General features: G+C 41.0%; 15 protein-coding genes. 4 read left to right on the top strand and 11 right to left on the bottom strand.

The genetic code is table 11. The annotated features are described in order from the left end of the window. Window positions 1-7: 7 nt before the first annotated feature. A complete protein-coding gene (gene treP / locus FFR60_RS18460; RefSeq protein WP_137665281.1) occupies window positions 8-1,957 on the bottom strand; it encodes a PTS system trehalose-specific EIIBC component in 1,950 nt (649 codons plus the stop codon). Between the two features lie 315 nt (window positions 1,958-2,272). On the opposite strand from treP, the gene treR reads away from it, so the two are divergent. Then, a complete protein-coding gene (gene treR / locus FFR60_RS18465) occupies window positions 2,273-2,995 on the top strand; it encodes a trehalose operon repressor (protein WP_137665282.1) in 723 nt (240 codons plus the stop codon). 98 nt (window positions 2,996-3,093) lie between these two features. Here treR and FFR60_RS18470 read toward each other — a convergent pair whose 3' ends face one another. From FFR60_RS18470 to FFR60_RS18480, 3 genes are all read right to left on the bottom strand, one after another. Then, on the bottom strand, window positions 3,094-4,509 hold the full coding sequence (locus FFR60_RS18470; RefSeq protein WP_137665283.1) for a glycoside hydrolase family 32 protein: 1,416 nt from the start codon (window positions 4,507-4,509) through the stop codon (window positions 3,094-3,096). Between the two features lie 7 nt (window positions 4,510-4,516). Continuing rightward, window positions 4,517-5,911 (bottom strand): sucrose-specific PTS transporter subunit IIBC, encoded by a 1,395-nt coding sequence (locus tag FFR60_RS18475; protein WP_137665284.1) that lies wholly within the window; start codon window positions 5,909-5,911, stop codon window positions 4,517-4,519. A 108-nt stretch (window positions 5,912-6,019) separates the two neighbouring features. Further along, entirely contained in the window at window positions 6,020-7,009 is a 990-nt protein-coding gene (locus FFR60_RS18480; protein ID WP_171004974.1) for a LacI family DNA-binding transcriptional regulator, read from the bottom strand. 523 nt (window positions 7,010-7,532) lie between these two features. Between FFR60_RS18480 and FFR60_RS18485 the strand changes: the two genes are divergently transcribed. After that, entirely contained in the window at window positions 7,533-7,925 is a 393-nt protein-coding gene (locus FFR60_RS18485) for a hypothetical protein (RefSeq protein WP_137665286.1), read from the top strand. 23 nt (window positions 7,926-7,948) lie between these two features. Continuing rightward, window positions 7,949-8,548 carry a DUF2922 domain-containing protein gene (locus FFR60_RS18490; RefSeq protein ID WP_137665287.1) on the top strand — a complete coding sequence of 200 codons (600 nt, stop codon included), beginning with the start codon at window positions 7,949-7,951 and terminating at the stop codon, window positions 8,546-8,548. A gap of 137 nt (window positions 8,549-8,685) precedes the next feature. On the opposite strand, the gene FFR60_RS18495 is transcribed toward FFR60_RS18490, so the two are convergent. From FFR60_RS18495 to FFR60_RS18520, 6 genes are all read right to left on the bottom strand, one after another. Then, window positions 8,686-10,584 (bottom strand): beta-glucoside-specific PTS transporter subunit IIABC, encoded by a 1,899-nt coding sequence (locus tag FFR60_RS18495; RefSeq protein WP_171004975.1) that lies wholly within the window; start codon window positions 10,582-10,584, stop codon window positions 8,686-8,688. Beyond that, entirely contained in the window at window positions 10,574-12,025 is a 1,452-nt protein-coding gene (locus FFR60_RS18500; protein WP_137665289.1) for a 6-phospho-beta-glucosidase, read from the bottom strand. Before FFR60_RS18500 ends, FFR60_RS18495 begins: the two co-directional genes overlap by 11 nt. A gap of 12 nt (window positions 12,026-12,037) precedes the next feature. Beyond that, the gene (locus FFR60_RS18505; RefSeq protein WP_137665290.1) at window positions 12,038-13,471 is read right to left on the bottom strand and encodes a glycoside hydrolase family 1 protein; all 1,434 of its coding nucleotides are present in this window, start codon (window positions 13,469-13,471) and stop codon (window positions 12,038-12,040) included. A gap of 103 nt (window positions 13,472-13,574) precedes the next feature. Continuing rightward, window positions 13,575-14,408 carry a BglG family transcription antiterminator LicT gene (gene licT / locus FFR60_RS18510; RefSeq protein ID WP_249355042.1) on the bottom strand — a complete coding sequence of 278 codons (834 nt, stop codon included), beginning with the start codon at window positions 14,406-14,408 and terminating at the stop codon, window positions 13,575-13,577. A 377-nt stretch (window positions 14,409-14,785) separates the two neighbouring features. Continuing rightward, window positions 14,786-15,394, bottom strand: a complete 609-nt coding sequence (locus FFR60_RS18515) for a hypothetical protein (protein WP_137665292.1) — start codon at window positions 15,392-15,394, stop codon at window positions 14,786-14,788. Between the two features lie 238 nt (window positions 15,395-15,632). Continuing rightward, on the bottom strand, window positions 15,633-16,274 hold the full coding sequence (locus FFR60_RS18520) for a type 1 glutamine amidotransferase family protein (RefSeq protein ID WP_137665293.1): 642 nt from the start codon (window positions 16,272-16,274) through the stop codon (window positions 15,633-15,635). A 125-nt stretch (window positions 16,275-16,399) separates the two neighbouring features. Here FFR60_RS18520 and FFR60_RS18525 point away from each other — a divergent pair, with 125 nt between their 5' ends. Then, window positions 16,400-17,329 carry a helix-turn-helix transcriptional regulator gene (locus tag FFR60_RS18525; protein WP_137665294.1) on the top strand — a complete coding sequence of 310 codons (930 nt, stop codon included), beginning with the start codon at window positions 16,400-16,402 and terminating at the stop codon, window positions 17,327-17,329. 73 nt (window positions 17,330-17,402) lie between these two features. Here the strand turns inward: FFR60_RS18525 and FFR60_RS18530 are convergent, their stop codons facing one another. Then, on the bottom strand, window positions 17,403-17,720 hold the full coding sequence (locus FFR60_RS18530) for an ArsR/SmtB family transcription factor (protein ID WP_088935696.1): 318 nt from the start codon (window positions 17,718-17,720) through the stop codon (window positions 17,403-17,405). Window positions 17,721-17,741 lie beyond the last annotated feature (21 nt).

A 17,741-nucleotide genomic window follows, 5' to 3' on the forward strand; every position in this document is an offset into this window, starting at 1 on the left:
TCCAGCTTTACAATGGTGTTGCCATTAATATTTTTTCATCAATTGCGACAGGCGAAGCCGCTTCAATCAATGGATCAACTTGAAAATCAGTCGAATTCGTTACAATAATCGGTGTTTGAACCTCATATCCTGCCGCTTTGATGGCCTCAATATCGAACTCCATTAATAGTTGTCCCTTTTTAATACTATCGCCTTGCTTCACGTAGCTGGTAAAATGCTTCCCGTCTAATTGAACGGTATCGATCCCAATATGAATGAGAATTTCCGTCCCTTCTCCGCTAATTAAGCCGATCGCGTGGTTTGTCGGAAACAGCAAACTAATTTGCCCATCAAAAGGTGCTACCACCTTTCCTTCACTAGGTTCAATCACAACACCTTGACCCATCATCCCTTCTGCAAAAACCGGATCTTTCGCACTGCCTAGCGGATGTAAAACACCTGTGATCGGCGAAAATAACTCCACAATGGAACCCGCTTTTTTCGTACTGTCATTGCCTAATGTTGGAACAATCTCTTCTTCAACCCTATCGATTTTATTAAACAGACCGATTCGGCGAAAAAGCAGTGTGAGAACGAACGGTACTACGATGGCTATAATCATCCCAATGATGAAGACCAAATAATCCTGCGGCCGAATAGACAAGATCCCTGGCAAGCCACCAACCCCAATCGACAATGCGCGAACCTTGAATAGTGTAACGAACAATCCTGCAATCCCGCTGCCAATCATGGCTGCAATAAACGGATAGGTGTACTTCAAGTTGATACCGAACATAGCTGGCTCCGTTACACCCAACCAGGCTGAAATAGTTGATGGAATGGATACCTGTTCTTCTTTTTTGTTCCCGCGATGCGCAAATACAATCGCTAGTACAGATGCCCCTTGTGCGATATTTGATAAACAAAGGATCGGCCATAAATTCGTTGAGCCAAAGTCAGCAATCAATTGCGAATCGATCGCTAAAGTCGTATGATGCAGACCTGTGATAACTAACGGCGATGTCAAAGCTCCTAAAATTCCGCCAAATAGCCAGCTAAAGCTAGAAGTTAAGCCCGCATTTACTACCGCTGATATAATTGTCCCTATTTTCCAACCGATCGGTCCTAAAATAATATGAGCTGCTAAAATCGTCGGAATCAAGGAGAAAAACGGCACAAAGATCATTGAAACGGCTTCTGGAATATGTTTACGGAAAAATCGTTCCAAATACACAAAGAGAAAGCCTGCTAACATAGCTGGAATCACCTGCGCTTGATAACCGATCTTATCGACGGTAAATAGACCAAAATCCCACGTCCAGTTCTTGGCGATCTCTGCAGCAGTGGTACTATTCACCACATATGCATTCAATAGTTGCGGTGACACTAGTGTGATACCCAGTACGATTCCCAAAATCTCGGTTGCTCCCATCTTGCGAGCGATACTCCAAGTAATCCCGACGGGCAAGAAATGAAAAATTGCTTCTCCCGGCAACCATAAAAAGCCATTGACCCCGCTCCAAAATGTAGAAGCTTCAACGATTGTCTGTCCGTTGAGCCAGCCCATGGGTACAGCTTCCAAAATATTACGAAATCCTAAAATCAACCCCCCGACGATAATTGCTGGTAATATTGGGGTAAAAATTTCGGCTAAAACTGTAATGGCGCGTTGCACCGGATTCTGATTTTGCTTTGCGGCAGCTTTTGCCGCCTCCTTAGAAACACCCTCAATTCCCGATATAGCAACAAACTCATTGTAAAATACAGCAACATCGTTACCGATGATTACCTGAAACTGCCCTGCATTCGTAAACATCCCTTTAACACTAGGAATATCTTCGATCCGACTTTCATTCGCTGCTTTAGGATCAATCAAAACAAAACGCATACGCGTTGCACAATGTGTCACGGCAGAAATATTTTTCTTTCCGCCGACAGCCTCCAATAATTCGGCTGTATCCTTTTCATATTTACCCATTTTTTTCCCTCCCAGAAATTTAACCTGCATAGATACGTTCGATTAATGGCATAACTATAAATTCATTCACGGACATTGTAAACCGCTTACTTTTTTTGTCAGCCTGCTAAAATTAGAACAATCTAATCTTCAGACCCTTCCTTTTTGTTATTCTGGAAAAACCATTCTGATTCGCCTAAAGAGGTTTGTGGATAGACATACAGGTTGCGTCTAAAATAAGATTTTTCTCATTTGTTTTCTAATAAAGGTTCTTTACTTCCACTTTTTTTATTCTATAATGAACTTAATTCTACGGACATAAGTGAGGAAATCGTGATGAAAACCTATGAAATCATCTACCAATCGATCGAACGGGGAATATTGAAGAATGTGTACGAACCCGGAACTTTTCTACCAAGTGAAAGCAGGCTGCGAGAAACCTATCGCGTTTCCCGTGATACGATTCGAAAAGCCTTATCCCTTTTGATGGCTAATGGCTATATTCAAAAGATTCAAGGTAAGGGCTCTTTGGTGTTGAAACGTGAGCAGCTACGGTTCCCTCTTTCAGGATTAACTAGTTACACAGAGCTGCATAATTCTTACGGTTACAGCAGTAAAACTGAAGTGATTGAACTAAAACAAATCGTGATTGATGATAATTTATCGCTTATTACTGGCTTTGAGCAGGGGGCGGTTTGTTGGAGTTTGATCCGGATTCGTACGATCGATCAAAAGAAAGTCATAGTAGATAAAGATTTGATTCTCACGTCAGTCACACCCGACCTGACTGCTGAAATTGCCAGTGACTCTCTTTATCGTTATTTCGAAGACCACTTAGGATTAAACATTGCTTTTGCTGAAAAAGAAATTGTTATTGATGCTCTTACTGATGAGGATCACAAGCTGTTAGATCTTAATCAAAACGACATCAATATTGTTTCTGTAAAGAGCCGTATTTTCACTAAGAATGCTCGTCAATTTCAATTTACTGAGAGTCGGCATCAAGTCGATAAATTCCGCTTTTTTGACTTCGCAAGACGCCATCCTTCGACTCTTTAGAATTAGTGCATAGCAAAGCGCCCATAAACCATTTTTAGGTTTATGGGCGCTTTTATAGTTTTCCTACGATAGATATTTCTCAAACATCGCATTCATTCTTACATAGAGTTTATCGCTTTTGCTGAAAAATCTACCGTTTTTAAGTCAAAGACTTGAAGTGACATACTTGAAGTCTTTTTTGAAAACTCAAAGGATAGTTCGTTGGTACTCCCCGCTCTAGAAAAGATACGCGAGGAAAAGACGCAGGCTCCGCCATTGATAAATATCTCTACGATTGAATGGTCAATAAAGATCCGCACCTCTTTCAATCCCTCATCAAAAAGGAGCTTTCGTTGTTCTTTTTCATCCGTAACCCATGACTGACGAGTAAATGACAGCACTCCTTCCTCTAGCTGGAAAGATAACGAGAATAAGCGATCTAACGTTAGGTTGAATTGATCGGTTTCTTTTTCAAAGGTTAAAATGATTTCCGTTTGCAGACTTTGCAGGGGAAAATGACCTGCTTTATCAAAAGTCATTTTATTTCCCTTTCCTTCACGCAGCTGAGACAAAGCAGCGGCTGGTTGCTGTCGCAGCTCGCCTTCCTTCAACTCCAAAAATCTAGGTATGGTCAAGTTATGCAGCCAGCCAGAGGATTCAATGGTCGGAACCAGCCGTTCTTGCTCATCCTCCATCACTCCCATCCAAGCATAAAGAATGTTTTGATTCCCATCTCTGAATGTTTGCGGCGCGTAAAATTCAAAGCCGTAATCCAGCTCTTTAAACGGTTGTAACAATTTAATCGAGCCGTCCTCAAAAAAATCACAAATAAAATAACCAGAATGATACCTATTCTGAAAGCGGTAGTCCTCTTTTTTCAGTCCCTGCGGTGAAGCGATCAGAACATATTGATCGTCAATTTTGATCAAATCCGGACATTCCAACATATAACCCAGCTCCGTATCATGATCGCTCCGAAGGTTATAAAGCAACTCCCATTCTAGTAAGTTTGATGATTTGTACACCAATAAATCTGCTTTCAAATCATTGGTTTGAGCCCCTAAAACCATGTACCATTCATCTGCTTGAAAAGGACTTTTAAAAACTTTCGGATCTCTGACATGACGAGTGTAGCCAGCAGGATGCTCCATGATCGGTCCTAATTTTTCAAAACGTTGACCATCTTCTGAAACAGCCCCACACTGATAACTTCTATTGACACCATCATCGATCACATTTCCGGTGTAAAAGAGATAGATTTTCTCTTCGTGTTCAATGGCACATCCAGAATAGACACCATCCTTATCAAACCAAGAATCTGGATGGAGCGCGATGGGTTGTTGTTCCCAATCCACCATATTTGTCGAAACCATATGCCCCCAACTTTTATTCTTATGAACAAAGCCATTTGGATTCAATTGATAAAACACATGATAGTCGTCCTTAAATTTTATCAATCCATTTGGATCGTTCATTAAGCCGTAATCTGGCGTAATATGATAGCCAACTTTATCTTGCCAACTTTTTCTATCCATTTTCTTCCTACCTTTGTTTCAACATTTTATCGTTATAGCCAAACATATACGTCAAGACAAACGCTACCGCTATGGAGATCAGATTTACTAAAATATACTGAAATAGCTGTCCGTTCATATAAAGCAACGCTCCAGGAATCACTGTAATTGCCATCCCTGTACCGGCTAATCCAATCAGATTCGCAACAAATCCTCCAACTGCACCACCAATCAAGCCCATCACAAACGGTTTAACATAACGTAGATTCACCCCGAAAATCGCCGGTTCTGTGATGCCTAAGAAAGCTGACAATGCCGAAGGAAAAGCTAATGCCTTTAATTTTGTTGATTTCGTTTTGACCCCAACGGCAATCGCTGCACCGCCTTGAGCCGCGATAGAACAAGTAATAATCGCATTAAACGCATCTTTACCCGTATTAGCTAATAATTGCACTTCCAAAAAGTTGAAAATATGGTGAACACCGGTTACCACAATCAACTGATTCAAAAATCCTAAAATAAGGCCCGCAAGTCCAAATGGCAGAGCGAGAATCGCTTCGGTACCATTTAAAACAACGGTTTCTAATGAATGGAAGATCGGACCAATCACCATCAATGAAAGCAGACTCATCACAAGTAAGGTGATAAATGGCGTTATTAATAAGTCGAAGGTATCAGGGACCATCTTCCGTAATTTTTTCTCTAGCGTCGCACCTAGTATGCCACTAATAAATGCTGGTAAGACTGTGCCTTGATAGCCAACAATCGGAATGAAATTGAAAAACATTAAAGGTGCTGCGTCGCCTGCCGCAACACTATAAGCATTTGGTAAAACTGGATTAACCAGCATCAATCCTAAGACGATACCGATAACCGGAGAACCGCCAAAAACTTTAAAAGTAGACCACGCAATCAGTGCTGGCAGAAACGCAAAAGCGGTATCCGTAAGTATCTGAGTGTACATCAAGAAATTTTCATTAATCGTATCAGGCGTCATTCCGAATATTGAGAGCACCTGCGGCTGAGTAAGTAAACCGCGCAGGCCCATGAACAAGCCCGTAGCAACCAAAACAGGAATGATCGGCACAAATACATCGCCAAAAATGCGAATTACTTTTTTTACAGGATTTTGCTGATCCTGCACCTTTTCAGAGCCTTCATTCGGGGAAATGTTGCCTAACAAAAGATTTACTTCATCATAAATTTTATTTACTGTACCCGTACCTAAAATAACTTGATATTGACCCGAATTGAAGAATGCCCCTTTTACCTTCTTGATATTCTCAACGGTATCTTTGTCGATCTGCTCCTCATTCTTCACCTCTAATCGTAAACGCGTGGCACAGTGAGCAACGGAAGAAATGTTTTCCTTACCACCAACTGCTGTAATAATTTCTTTTGCAATCACTTCATTTTCCGACATTTTTTAACTCCTCCTCAATTTACTGGAACCGGTCCCTGCAAAGATATTTTAAAACCGGGACCGGTCCCGGTTTGTTTGGTCATACTTTAACACGAAAAGAAAAGGCTTTCAAGCCTTTTCTGTCTTTTTTATACTGTCTTTTTCTAAAACACTTGTTTCAATAACAACCTTATGAGCTAATTGCTGCCCATTAATGAGTTTCTCTAGGCTTTTTGCGGCGGCAGTTCCCGTCTGATAGAAATGATAATCAACAGTAGTCAATGTTGGGTAAACTTGCTCACCAATTCCATATCCGCCAAAACCAGCCAAGGAGATTTCTTCAGGTATCTTTTTCCCTAATTCTCTTGCTGCTTTCATCATCCCAATGGCGATATTATCTGTCGCACAAATAACAAAGGTATTGTTCTCATGCAATAAAACTTTTTTCCCCAACTCGTAGGCTTCGTCCCCGCTAAACGTGCTTTCGATAAATTTGAAAGGAACAGATTTTAAAGATTTGACTGCATCTATCACTCCGGATTTTCGTTCTTGTCCGACTGAAACATCGCGTTCAGATACTCCAATATAGATAATTTTTTTTGGCTGGTGTTTTAACAGATGCTTCGTTAAATCCTGCGCTGCCTGATAGTCATCGTGTGTTACACAGTAGAGCTTCTCATCATATTGTCCAACAATTATCGTTGGAATATCAATCTTTTGAATCGCCTCAATGTGATCTGTTGTTATCTCGGTCGCCAATAGTATGATTCCTGCAACTTTATTCTTTTCAAAATCATACATGGCTTCTATTTCCTTTTTGCTGTCTTGTTTCGCATTCACAATTAGTTTTTGATACTCTTTTCCAAAATCAAAATCATCGATTCCTTCTAAGATGTCAATCGTAGCCGCCGAATCAAAGCGTGGGATAATAACTCCAATAAAATCACTATGATTACTTTTCAAATTCCGTGCAAAATCATTGGGTTTATAATTATATTTTTTTATCGTCTCTTCGATTTTCGCAGCTGTGTCATCACTAACCTGTCCATTATTAAGATATCTGGACACCGTACTCTTTGACACGCCCGCCTCTTTCGCTATAAAACGAATCGTAACCATTCGCAGCAACCCTTTCCCCGATGTATTATTTACAAAATTCGGATAAGTATATTCAAGCTTCATTATATACAAATCTGAAAAATATTGGAAAATCAAAAATAGCTTCACCCTATCTCTTAACATTATATCTAAGATAGCGACTTAAATCTCTAAATATCTGTCATCACGATAACTTGACTAGCTTGATTAACTTGTTGAACCATATATCTGAGTAAAGTTATTTCCTCAGCTTTTGGCAACTTCATTTCTGATTCGATGATTCCGTCTTTCCAGTTCTAATGCCTTCTGTTGTCCGATAAATGACAAACCTTTCATATTACTCCTTTTACCCCTGTCAAGTCAAAGTCCAATCACAGCCAAAAATGTTCAATCACCGGCCTCTAAAACGGTAACTCAACGTTTCTAAGGCCTAAAACTTCGAAATTGGACATCTCACTTCGATTTTGGACATCGTGGATTTTTAGTAATTCTGCTACTCTTTAGTCACCGATCGGAACCAAAAACAATTATGGAGGTATTAATTATGAATGAACAAGCATTTTCAGCCAAAAAACTCTTTAGCTTAAAGAAAAAGACTTTGGAAAAACGAATTTACGACTTTTACAACCTTTCCAAAGATACCGACAGCACCGTGCAATATTTAGTCGCGCTGCAAGTTCGCGAGCGTCTGGGAGATAGTGAGTTTCATTTAATTTTAAAAGAACTTGTCCAACATTTATTCTCCCAACGAAAAGTTACTAAGATCATCAAAAAATTCTTTTTCTATTTCAAGCATTACTTCACTTCAAAGGAATGGAAATACTTGAATCTACGCGTCTTCCCTGTTCGCCAATACGCCGAAAAAGCGATCACCGCTGTGCGAAGCCGCTTCTCTATCAGTAATATATTTGGCGCTCAAGAAGCGCAGGTTGAATAATCATAAGAAGGGAATGAAAAAAAATGTACGCTGTTAAAACGATCAAAACCAAAAAATTAGTCTTCACTTTTAAGAAGAGCAACGGCAAGAAGAAAAATCTGATCATCAAAAATCCAACCGTCGAAAAATCTGCGGAAGAAATCCGCGAAGCCATGGAGCTATTGACCACCCTTGATATTTTTGAGGAGGACGACGGTGTGAAGACCTATGCCGAGGTCGATACCTGTAAATATGTCGAAACTACTAAGTATATCCAGTTTGACAAGGAGCACCCTGTAGAAGCGACCGAACCATCGGTTACACCGAAGTCAGTTAAAGCACCTATCGTTTTTGCTGGTCCCAAGCCGAAGTACGAGAAATATATTGATCTGGTTTGCCCACGCACCTTAGAGAAGTTACCTAACATAAATGTAGAGTCAGCTTTAGCACCAATTAATAATGCCGCCGAAGCGAAGCCAACAGTATATCCTGAACCATTCACTGATTTGTCTGACTCTAGTGTCCCTTTATGCACAGTAGAAAAGCCAACAGAACCGTCGTCTAAAGAACAAGCCCAGAAAACAAGCAACGGTAAAAAAATGTTGAATAAAATAAAAGGTCTGTTGCTGGGGCGCTCTCCCTAACTAGGTGAAAGCTGGATTCCGCGGATAACCGCAGTTATTGATCTATTGAGTGACGAACTGGTTTTCTAAGGTGGCTTAATGACTTAAAAAGGTGAAAAATCCATTACTAGAATTTTCCACCTTCCTTTTAGTCAGAATTAATTACTTACTTGAAGTAGAATCGAATCTTCATTAACAGGGTGATCAAAGCTGTTTTTATTTATTTCTTGAAACTCGGCATAATTCGTGATGACTATCGGCGTGATTGTCTGGTAACCGGCTTCTCTCAATCCAGCAAGATCAAATTCCATCACTAATTCACCTTTTTTGATTGGATCACCCGCTTCTTTTAGCATTGTGAAGCCATCACCGTCAAGTTCTACGGTATCAATACCAATGTGGACCAACAGCTCTAACCCATTCAGTGATTTGAAGGCAATCGCATGCTTTGTTCGGAATACCAAGGCAATCTCACCATCAAAGGGTGCATACAGTTTCCCCTCAGTCGGTTCGATGGCGACACCTTTTCCTACAATCTCATCTGAGAAGGTTTTATCTGGCACTTGCTGAATATCTAACAGTTCACCTCTTAATGGACTCGCCACCTCTTCAGAAATGCCTTGCGTACCGATCACTGTATCGCCTACTTCGACCGGACCTTCAGATTTAGCTTTTTTATCGGCAGGTTGAGTTCCTTCCAATGGATCGAATTTCAAGAACATCGTAAAGCCAAAGGAAAGGACAAAGCTCACCGCTAGAGCAATGATGATCGCAATCAAGCTTTGGGTATTTCCATCAGGTGCGATATAAGTTGGCAAGACTAAAATATTAGGTGCACTGAAGGAATACGTTTTGACTCCTAACAGCACGCCGATCAAACCGCCGATTCCTCCTGCCAGCATTGCGGCATAAAATGGTTTTTTCAATTTAAAGGTGACACCGAACATCCCTGGCTCTGTAATACCAAATAGTGCAGAGATTCCGGTGGAAACAGCGATTGATTTTTGTTCCTTATTTTTGGTCTTCATGAAGACAGCAAAGATTGCTCCTGCTTGCGCGATATTACTAATCAAACAAAACGGAAGCCAAAAGTTGTCATATCCAGTAATCGCCAAATTTTGAATAGCGATCGGCATAATCGCAAAATGCATCCCAGTCATCACCAACAATGGATTGAAGCAGGATAAGACGAATCCGGCAACTGGTCCAGCCGTTGAGAAGAGCCAATCCAAGCCCATTGATAAATAAGTCCCAATGTAGTTTCCTAAAGGTGCCAATACGATCAAGGCAATCGGAATTGTGACGATCAATGTTAATACTGGCGTTAAAATAAAACGGAAAACGTTTGGAATATGCTTATCTGCAAAATGATAGATATAACTCATCAACCAGATCGTCAAAATGATCGGTACAACAGAGGAGCTGTAACTCAGGTAAGGAATCGAAAGACCAAAGAATTTCATTGGCGCCAAGCCTTCTGCTGCGCCGTTGATCAACGTTGGGTATAGCAGTACGCCCGCTGCGGATAATCCGATATATTCATTGACTTTGAACTTTCTTGAAGCCGAAACGGCAATCAAGAATGGCAAGAAATAAAACGCCGCGTCTGAGATCATAAAGAAAACATTGTAGACGCCGGATTCCGGTGTTACCAGCTTCGCAAGTGAAAGAACCGTCAGAATACACTTCATCATCCCCGCTCCAATGATAGCCGGCAGGATCGGTGTGAAGATTCCTGAAATGACTTCTAAAACTTCGCTAAAGGGATTGACACCTTTTTTACTTTTTTTCACTGGCTCTTGTGGGGCATGATCGCCTAATAATTTTTCAACTTCCTTGTATACTTCAGCAACATCGGTTCCAATAATGATTTGGTATTGATTCTTTTTGTCCTGTGTCCCTAGCACGCCATCGATTGCCTGAACTTTTTCATCATCAACAACGGAGTGATCGATCAGATTGAATCGAAGTCTCGTTGTACAGTTCCAGACCTGCTCAATATTTTTAGCGCCGCCTACCTCTTGAATTATTTTTTTGGCTAATTCATTAAAATTCATCGTTATTCCTCCCAACTTTTTCACCATTGCTGGCAATCACTTGTTTGTACCAATCAAACGAGGCTTTTTTACTGCGTTTGAATGAGCCGACTCCGTTATCGTCCAAATCAACGTAGATAAAACCATAGCGTTTAGACATTTGACCGGTTCCTGCGCTGATAATATCGATACAGCCCCACGGCGTATATCCCCAAACCTCTACACCATCCTTAACCGCTTCGCCCACAGCCTGAATATGTTCACTTAGATAATTGATGCGATAATCGTCCTCAATGATTCCTGCTTCATTTGGCTTATCGACAGCACCAAGACCGTTTTCTACTACAAAAAGCGGCACTTGATAGCGATCATACAGCGTGTTCATTGTAATTCTCAAGCCCATTGGGTCGATAATCCAGCCCCACTCACTTTTCGGAAGATATGGATTTTCTAAACTAGAAAAAATGTTGCCGTCGGTCTTTTCAGAACTCGAAAGGACTTGTTCATCTGCGGAAACAACCTTGGTTGAATAGTAGCTGAAGCCAATGAAATCGACAGTGTTTTTTAAAATTTCTGCGTCTTCTTTTTCCTGCTTGATCTCCAGCTGCTGTTCTTCAAAAAAGCGGCGGCTATAACTAGGATACTTGCCTCGTACTTGAACATCGATAAAGAAGAAGCCCTCGCGATCCAACATTTTTGCGGCCCAAATATCGTTTGGATTGCAGGTGTTTGGATACGCTTCGCCTGCTGCCAACATACAGCCGATCTTATTGGCCGGATCAATCTCTCTTGCCAGCTTTGTTGCAAGGGCGGAAGCGACTAATTGATGATGCGCCGCTTGATACTTGGTCTGTAAAGGATTCTCAAATTTTTCTGGATCGAAGCTGCCGCCTAAAAATGGCAGAACTTGTAAAATATTGATCTCATTAAAGGTCAGCCAGTATTTGACTTTACCTTTATATCGGTTAAACATCACCGAAGCATAACGAACAAAGAAATCAATCAGCTTCCGATTCGTCCAGCCATCGTACTTTTCATATAAATAAATCGGCGTATCAAAGTGATTCAAGGTAACGACTGGTTCAATATTATACTTCAAGCACTCATCGAATAATTCATCATAAAACTTCAATCCTGCTTCGTTTGGCGTTTCCTCATCACCATTCGGAAAAATCCGAGGCCAGCTGACAGACATCCGCAAACACTTAAAGCCCATCTCAGCGAACATGGCGATGTCTTCCTTGAAGTAGTGATAGCCGTCAATGGCTTGATGACTAGGATAATAATTGAACTTTTCCTTCATCGCCAACTCTGGATGATACATGACATGAACGCGATTTTCATCTTTGTTCGGTAAAAGGTCCACTGGTCCAAGTCCCTTTCCGCCTTCCTGATAGCCTCCTTCATACTGATTCGCCGCGATTGCTCCGCCCCATAAAAAATCTTCATTAAATATTGACATGTGTTTTCCCCCTTATATTTTTGCGCCATTTGTTGCAATGACTTTTTTATACCAATCAAATGATTCCTTTTTGTACCGTTTTCCAGTACCTTTACCAAAATTATCGTAATCCACATAAACAAAACCGTAACGCTTCTCCATTTCCTGCGAAGAAGCACTGACTAAATCGATGGGACCCCAAGCGCAGTAGGCAAATACGTCGACACCATCCTTGACACATTCCTCTAGCTGTTGGATATGCTTTCTTAAATAATCGATGCGATAATCATCCTTAACCGTCTCGTTTTCCAGTTTGTCATACATCCCTAATCCATTTTCAGCGATCATGATAGGTTTTTCGTAGCGATCCCAATAATGAGAAATACAGTGATATAAGCCTTTAGGATCGATCGCCCAGCCCCACGGGTTCGCCTTTAGATATGGATTCGGACTTGCCGCAAAGCGATCGGCACCATTTTTCTCGGTGGAAACCATCTGAGAAAAATAGTAAGAAATTGCCAGAAAATCCATCGTGTACTCCGCCAGCAACTCCTCGTCTGCTTCCGTTTGTGTGATCGTGTACTGCTTTTCAGCAAAATACCGTAAGATGTAACCCGGATATTTCCCGCGAAACTGGACATCCGTCATGTAATAGCTCATACGATTATGCTGCAGGGCAAGCACATTATTCTCTGGCGCGCTGTTTTCTGGATAGGCCGTCAAATCAGCCAGCATGGTACCGATCTTTAATTGTTTATTGAGCTTGCGAGCAGCCTTGACGATCTGTGCGCTGGCGACCATCTGATTATGAATAGCCTGATACAAAGCTTCCTGCATATTTTCTACCTGATCGATACAGATTCCAGTCGAATTGAAGGGTTCGATCTGAAATAGATTGATCTGATTGATCACAATCCAGTACTTCACTTTTTCACCAAAACGTTCCAAAAGTGTTTTTCCATATTGAACAAATAAATCAATGACGTGACGATTATGGAAACCGCCATAGTTTAGCGTAATGTTCACTGGTATTTCATAATGCAGCATCGTGACGATCGGTTCCATTCCATTGGCAATCACCTCATCTAATAAACGATCATAAAAAGCTAACCCAGCCTCATTTGGTTGAAGCTCGTCACCCTTTGGAAAGATCCGTGCCCAGTTAATCGATAATCGGAAGGTTTTAAAGCCCATTTCCTTTAAATACTTCAAATCCTGCGGATAGCTATGATAGAAATCAATGCCATGTCGCTTGGGATAATACTTTTGGTCATCATGCAGTGCCTCTAGTACTTGCGCTTTGGTCATATTGGAGACATGTAATTGGGAGGTATCACTTTCGGGATCATAAGAAAACAAATCAGCGATACTCATTCCTTTTCCATCCTCGTTCCACGCACCTTCTATTTGATTCGCGGCGATCGCCCCGCCCCATAAAAATTTCTCAGGAAAACTACTTTTAGCCATCCTATCGCTCCTTTCAAAATAAAAAGGCGATACCTTAAATAAAGTCTTTGCTAAAGACCCATCTAAGGTATCGCCTGCCGAACAGTAACAATCCTATTATTATTTAATTTTCAGTCACACGCTGAAGATGTACCATCAAGTAGAACTTCTCATCATCACTAATTTCAATCCCGTGATTTTCCTGCATGTATTGATTAATTTTTTCAACACAGGCATAGGTTTTTGGCAACGTTGCAGCCAGCTGCTTTAACATAGAAATATTCGAATTCGGAAAATCAGCATGGGTGACTGCTCGATGGGCAAAAAACTTTAAATGAACTAAAAACCGTTCATAAGAAAGACTGTCCTTACTCAGTTCAATTGAAAAATGATACTCTACGATACTCAGAATATCCTTCACGATCTTCGGAATCTGCATCGTTTGATGCATTTTTTCTTGTTTCTGCTGTGCATTCACAAAATGCAGCGCGATAAAGCCTGCCTCGTCTTCTAATAAACTGATTCCCTCTTTTTCCTCGATCAGCTCAAGGGCATGAGCGGCAATTTCAAATTCCTTTGGATAAATTTTCTTGATCTCCCACAGCAGCGGATTAGTTAGATCCATTTGAGCCTTATGGCGCTCCAGCGCATTTTCAATGTGGTCATTTAGACTCAGATACAAATACTTGTTGAGTTGTATCTCTAATTTTTCTTCACCATATTCAATGATTTTCTCGATCAGCTCTAATTGGGATTTAGAAATGTTTATCAAAAAATCTGCAAAGGAATCTGCATTCTTTGTCGACTCCATTCGAAATATTTTTTCGATTTTCTCCTCATCAACAAGTTCTCCTGGGCGAGAATTGAAAGCTAGACCATTTCCGATCAGAACGATTTCATTTCCTTCCTTATCGGTGGTCATCAATACATTATTATTGAACTTTTTCTTAATAATCATCTTCAATAAGTCCACCTCTCTAGGCAAAAAAAAGAACACGCAAATACACACATATCATTGTGGTATCGCCTGCCTCGCCAGTAACAATCCTGTTAATTTAATTATTTGGTAACGCCTACAACTAAAATATATCAGCATACCCGATTATTGTCAACATCCTATTTTTTATAATAAAATAATAATTTGGCAAAAGAACATTTAAAGGCGAGCTGCCCTATAATGACATTTTCTATTAACTCCCAAAAAATCGCTAAAAAAATGGAAATTTTATTCTTTACAATCATTAGTTCTTCAGCAAACGTCTAAAAAGCAGACCAGCTCTCGATCTGCTTTTTCGTTCACCATTATCGCTAATACAATAAAACCAGTCCGCCGCTTCACTCCGCCACAAAAGAGTTCAGCATCTCTGTAACAAGGTCCCCGTTTTTATCATAAAATGAAGGAAATGCTATCAGATTTACAAGCGCATAGTCTGATTCTGTCTCCAGAAAATAAAAGTTCATTTGTACATTTGCGCCCTCATAGGTACCGGTAAAATTATACAGATAGCCCTCGTAATGTGCCGTTTTATAAGCTGTTTCACTTACAGTTTCTTCCTTTATTTCAATCTCTTCGGTTGAGACAAACTGGTTTTTTATCAAATCTTTGAACGCCGCTAAACTCTCAAAATCTGTTTTTTTGAACCCATAGATCATCAAGCCTTGTACCTTATCCTCATCTTCTGCATTAAAAGACAATTCTTCATCTGGTATGATCTCCCAACTGTCTATCACTTTCATCTTGTAAGGCGTTCCTTCGACATCAAAATCGACCTCCTTCAATTCAATCTTCTTTTCAGAAGAAGAAACTTCTGGCGCGGAAGTCGTTTGTTCTGTTGAAGAGGCTGATGCTGTACCTTTTTCTGACTTGCTCGTTTCTTTTGTGCCGCCAGAACCGCACCCTGCTAACATAACTGCCATTACCGTAAAAATAATCCACTTTTTCATTCATTAATCCCCTAACACGTTTATTTTGACCAACATTGAAGCAATGGTTACAAAACCTTTTTTATAACCGATGTTACTTAATAACAGATTAAGGTTGCGAAACAGCAAAGTCAATATAAAAAATAACTTTTAATCATATTTACAGCGCTAAAAAAAGAATAAGTTAATTAAAAATCACCAAAATAAAAGAACAACGTGAAATCACGCTGTCCTTTATATGCTATTTTGTTTTATCCAACTAGTTTGCTTCCTCATTAACCGGCAAAGTTTGCATCAACGCATAGAAGTATTCCGGCTTGCCAGTATTGAAATAGTCATACCACGCGTTTAAGGTGTCCGTTTGAAACACATCTGCGCGTTCGATAATTTGTTTAGCCCACTCCAAAGCGCCTGTGGGACTGGCAGTAATAAGATTGCCGTCTGCTACTGCTGGCTGGTCTACGTAAAATTGCTGACCTTGATAATTGGGTGCAAACATTTCAAGAAAGCCTGCTCCATTACTGGTATGGGGACGATTATCCAACAGCCCATAACTGGCAAGGGCAGTCGTAGCGCCGCAAATTGCGCCCACTGTCGCGCCTGTATTAAGAAACTCGCTGGCTTTTTCTAGGATCGCAGTATGTTTTGGATCATTCCATGTATCTGCCCCTGGCAACAGCAGCATACTTTTTTCATCTGCCACCATGTCAGCAATCAAGCAATCAGGTACGATCGTCATCCCGCCCATGGTTTTGATCGGCTCTTTAGAAGAACTGACCGTTTTCAGCGTCACCGACGGTCCATCCTTTTTGAAAAAGCGGCCAGAATTCAGCTCCGCTGTCACATATCCTAATTCCCAGTCAGCTAAAGTATCAAGTACATAAACATAAATAGTATTCATTGTTTTCCTCCATTTTCGTTGTAAAAGATTGGTTGATTTGTTTATAGTATACCTAGCAATTGTTGACAGCTGTATGGCAACAATCTACAATTAAAAAAAGATCTTTTAGTAAAGGCGGTTTTTTGATGAAGGTTGATCGGCTTGTCAGCATCATTATGGTACTTCTGGATAAAAAACGAATCGGGGCACAGGAATTAGCAGAGATGTTCGAAGTTTCTCCCCGTACGATCTATCGCGACATTGATTCGATCAGTATGGCAGGAATCCCGATCCGCTCAACCTCTGGCGTGGGCGGCGGTTTTGAGATCATGGAGAACTACAAGCTTGATAAAAAGGTTTTTTCGACGACTGAGATTTCCACCCTCTTGATGGGGCTTTCCAGTCTTTCAAATGTGATGCGGGGCGATGAGCTAGTCAATGCCCTTGCGAAGGTCAAAAGTTTTATCCCCGCCGACCAAGCCAAAGATATTGATGTAAAAATGAACCAAATCCATATCGAGCTGACTCCTTGGATGGGCAATCAAAACATCCAGCCTTTTTTAGAGCTTATCAAAACCGCTTTGCAGGAAAACAAGCTGCTTGCCTTTGATTATGTCAGCCACCGCGGCAATAAAACCGCGCGAATCGTCGAGCCTTATCAGCTTGTCCTAAAGGGAAATCATTGGTATGTGCAAGCCTATTGCCAGCAAAGAAGTGACTTTCGCCTATTCAAGCTGGCTCGTATGTCTCGACTGAAGCTACAAGACGAAGACTTTACGCCGCGCGCATTTCAAAAGCCGCAGCTGGAATTTTCGGATATCCTGACCACGCTGCAGACCGAGATCACACTGCGAATTCATCGCTCGGTCATGGATCAGGTGCTTGATTATTGTGCCTTTGAACATTTTACGCCAGAGGACGAAGACCATTACCTCGTTCGTTTTCCTTTTATCGAAAATGACTATCACTACAATATTCTTTTCAGCTTTGGCAATAAATGCGAGTGCTTAGCGCCGCCGCATGTACGCGAGGAGATGCAGCGCAAAGTCCGTGAGATTGCGGAGTTATATGATTGAACCACAAAAACCTTTTAGCGATTCGTTGTTTCGACCGCTAAAAGGTTTTTTAGTTTATCCATGAAGCTGATGCCTACTCCCCAGCTTTCTTTTCAACATCTGCTTCTAATGATGCCGTCAGTCTTTTCAACAGATCCAGTGTATTCCCCATATTGGCTTGATAATATCGCTCGGTGCCGATCTGAGTCACCGCCAAAATTCCCGCGCCTAACATTAGCTTTAAATGATGCGATATTGCTGGGCGTGATAATGACATCGAGTCTGTGATCTGATTGACCGTCATTTGGCCATTTTTACAAAGCATCACCAGAATCTGCTGCCGCTTCTCATCCTGCAGCATCGTGAAAATCGGGATACTCTCTTTAAAAATATCTAATGTTTGTTCTGCCATTGGTCCTGATCCCCTTCATGT

Source organism: Enterococcus hulanensis, assembly GCF_005405485.1.
Lineage (GTDB): Bacteria > Bacillota > Bacilli > Lactobacillales > Enterococcaceae > Enterococcus_A > Enterococcus_A hulanensis.

Excerpts from the sequence above, each read along its gene's own strand:
- FFR60_RS18490 (WP_137665287.1), top strand. The coding sequence starts at position 7,949 with ATGTACGCTGTTAAAACGATCAAAACCAAAAAATTAGTCTTCACTTTT.
- FFR60_RS18475 (WP_137665284.1), bottom strand. The coding sequence starts at position 5,911 with ATGTCGGAAAATGAAGTGATTGCAAAAGAAATTATTACAGCAGTTGGT.
- FFR60_RS18480 (WP_171004974.1), bottom strand. The coding sequence starts at position 7,009 with ATGGTTACGATTCGTTTTATAGCGAAAGAGGCGGGCGTGTCAAAGAGT.
- FFR60_RS18505 (WP_137665290.1), bottom strand. The coding sequence starts at position 13,471 with ATGGCTAAAAGTAGTTTTCCTGAGAAATTTTTATGGGGCGGGGCGATC.
- FFR60_RS18515 (WP_137665292.1), bottom strand. The coding sequence starts at position 15,394 with ATGAAAAAGTGGATTATTTTTACGGTAATGGCAGTTATGTTAGCAGGG.
- treP (WP_137665281.1), bottom strand. The coding sequence starts at position 1,957 with ATGGGTAAATATGAAAAGGATACAGCCGAATTATTGGAGGCTGTCGGC.
- treR (WP_137665282.1), top strand. The coding sequence starts at position 2,273 with ATGAAAACCTATGAAATCATCTACCAATCGATCGAACGGGGAATATTG.
- FFR60_RS18525 (WP_137665294.1), top strand. The coding sequence starts at position 16,400 with ATGAAGGTTGATCGGCTTGTCAGCATCATTATGGTACTTCTGGATAAA.
- FFR60_RS18500 (WP_137665289.1), bottom strand. The coding sequence starts at position 12,025 with ATGTCAATATTTAATGAAGATTTTTTATGGGGCGGAGCAATCGCGGCG.
- FFR60_RS18520 (WP_137665293.1), bottom strand. The coding sequence starts at position 16,274 with ATGAATACTATTTATGTTTATGTACTTGATACTTTAGCTGACTGGGAA.
- FFR60_RS18530 (WP_088935696.1), bottom strand. The coding sequence starts at position 17,720 with ATGGCAGAACAAACATTAGATATTTTTAAAGAGAGTATCCCGATTTTC.
- FFR60_RS18485 (WP_137665286.1), top strand. The coding sequence starts at position 7,533 with ATGAATGAACAAGCATTTTCAGCCAAAAAACTCTTTAGCTTAAAGAAA.
- FFR60_RS18495 (WP_171004975.1), bottom strand. The coding sequence starts at position 10,584 with ATGAATTTTAATGAATTAGCCAAAAAAATAATTCAAGAGGTAGGCGGC.
- licT (WP_249355042.1), bottom strand. The coding sequence starts at position 14,408 with ATGATTATTAAGAAAAAGTTCAATAATAATGTATTGATGACCACCGAT.
- FFR60_RS18470 (WP_137665283.1), bottom strand. The coding sequence starts at position 4,509 with ATGGATAGAAAAAGTTGGCAAGATAAAGTTGGCTATCATATTACGCCA.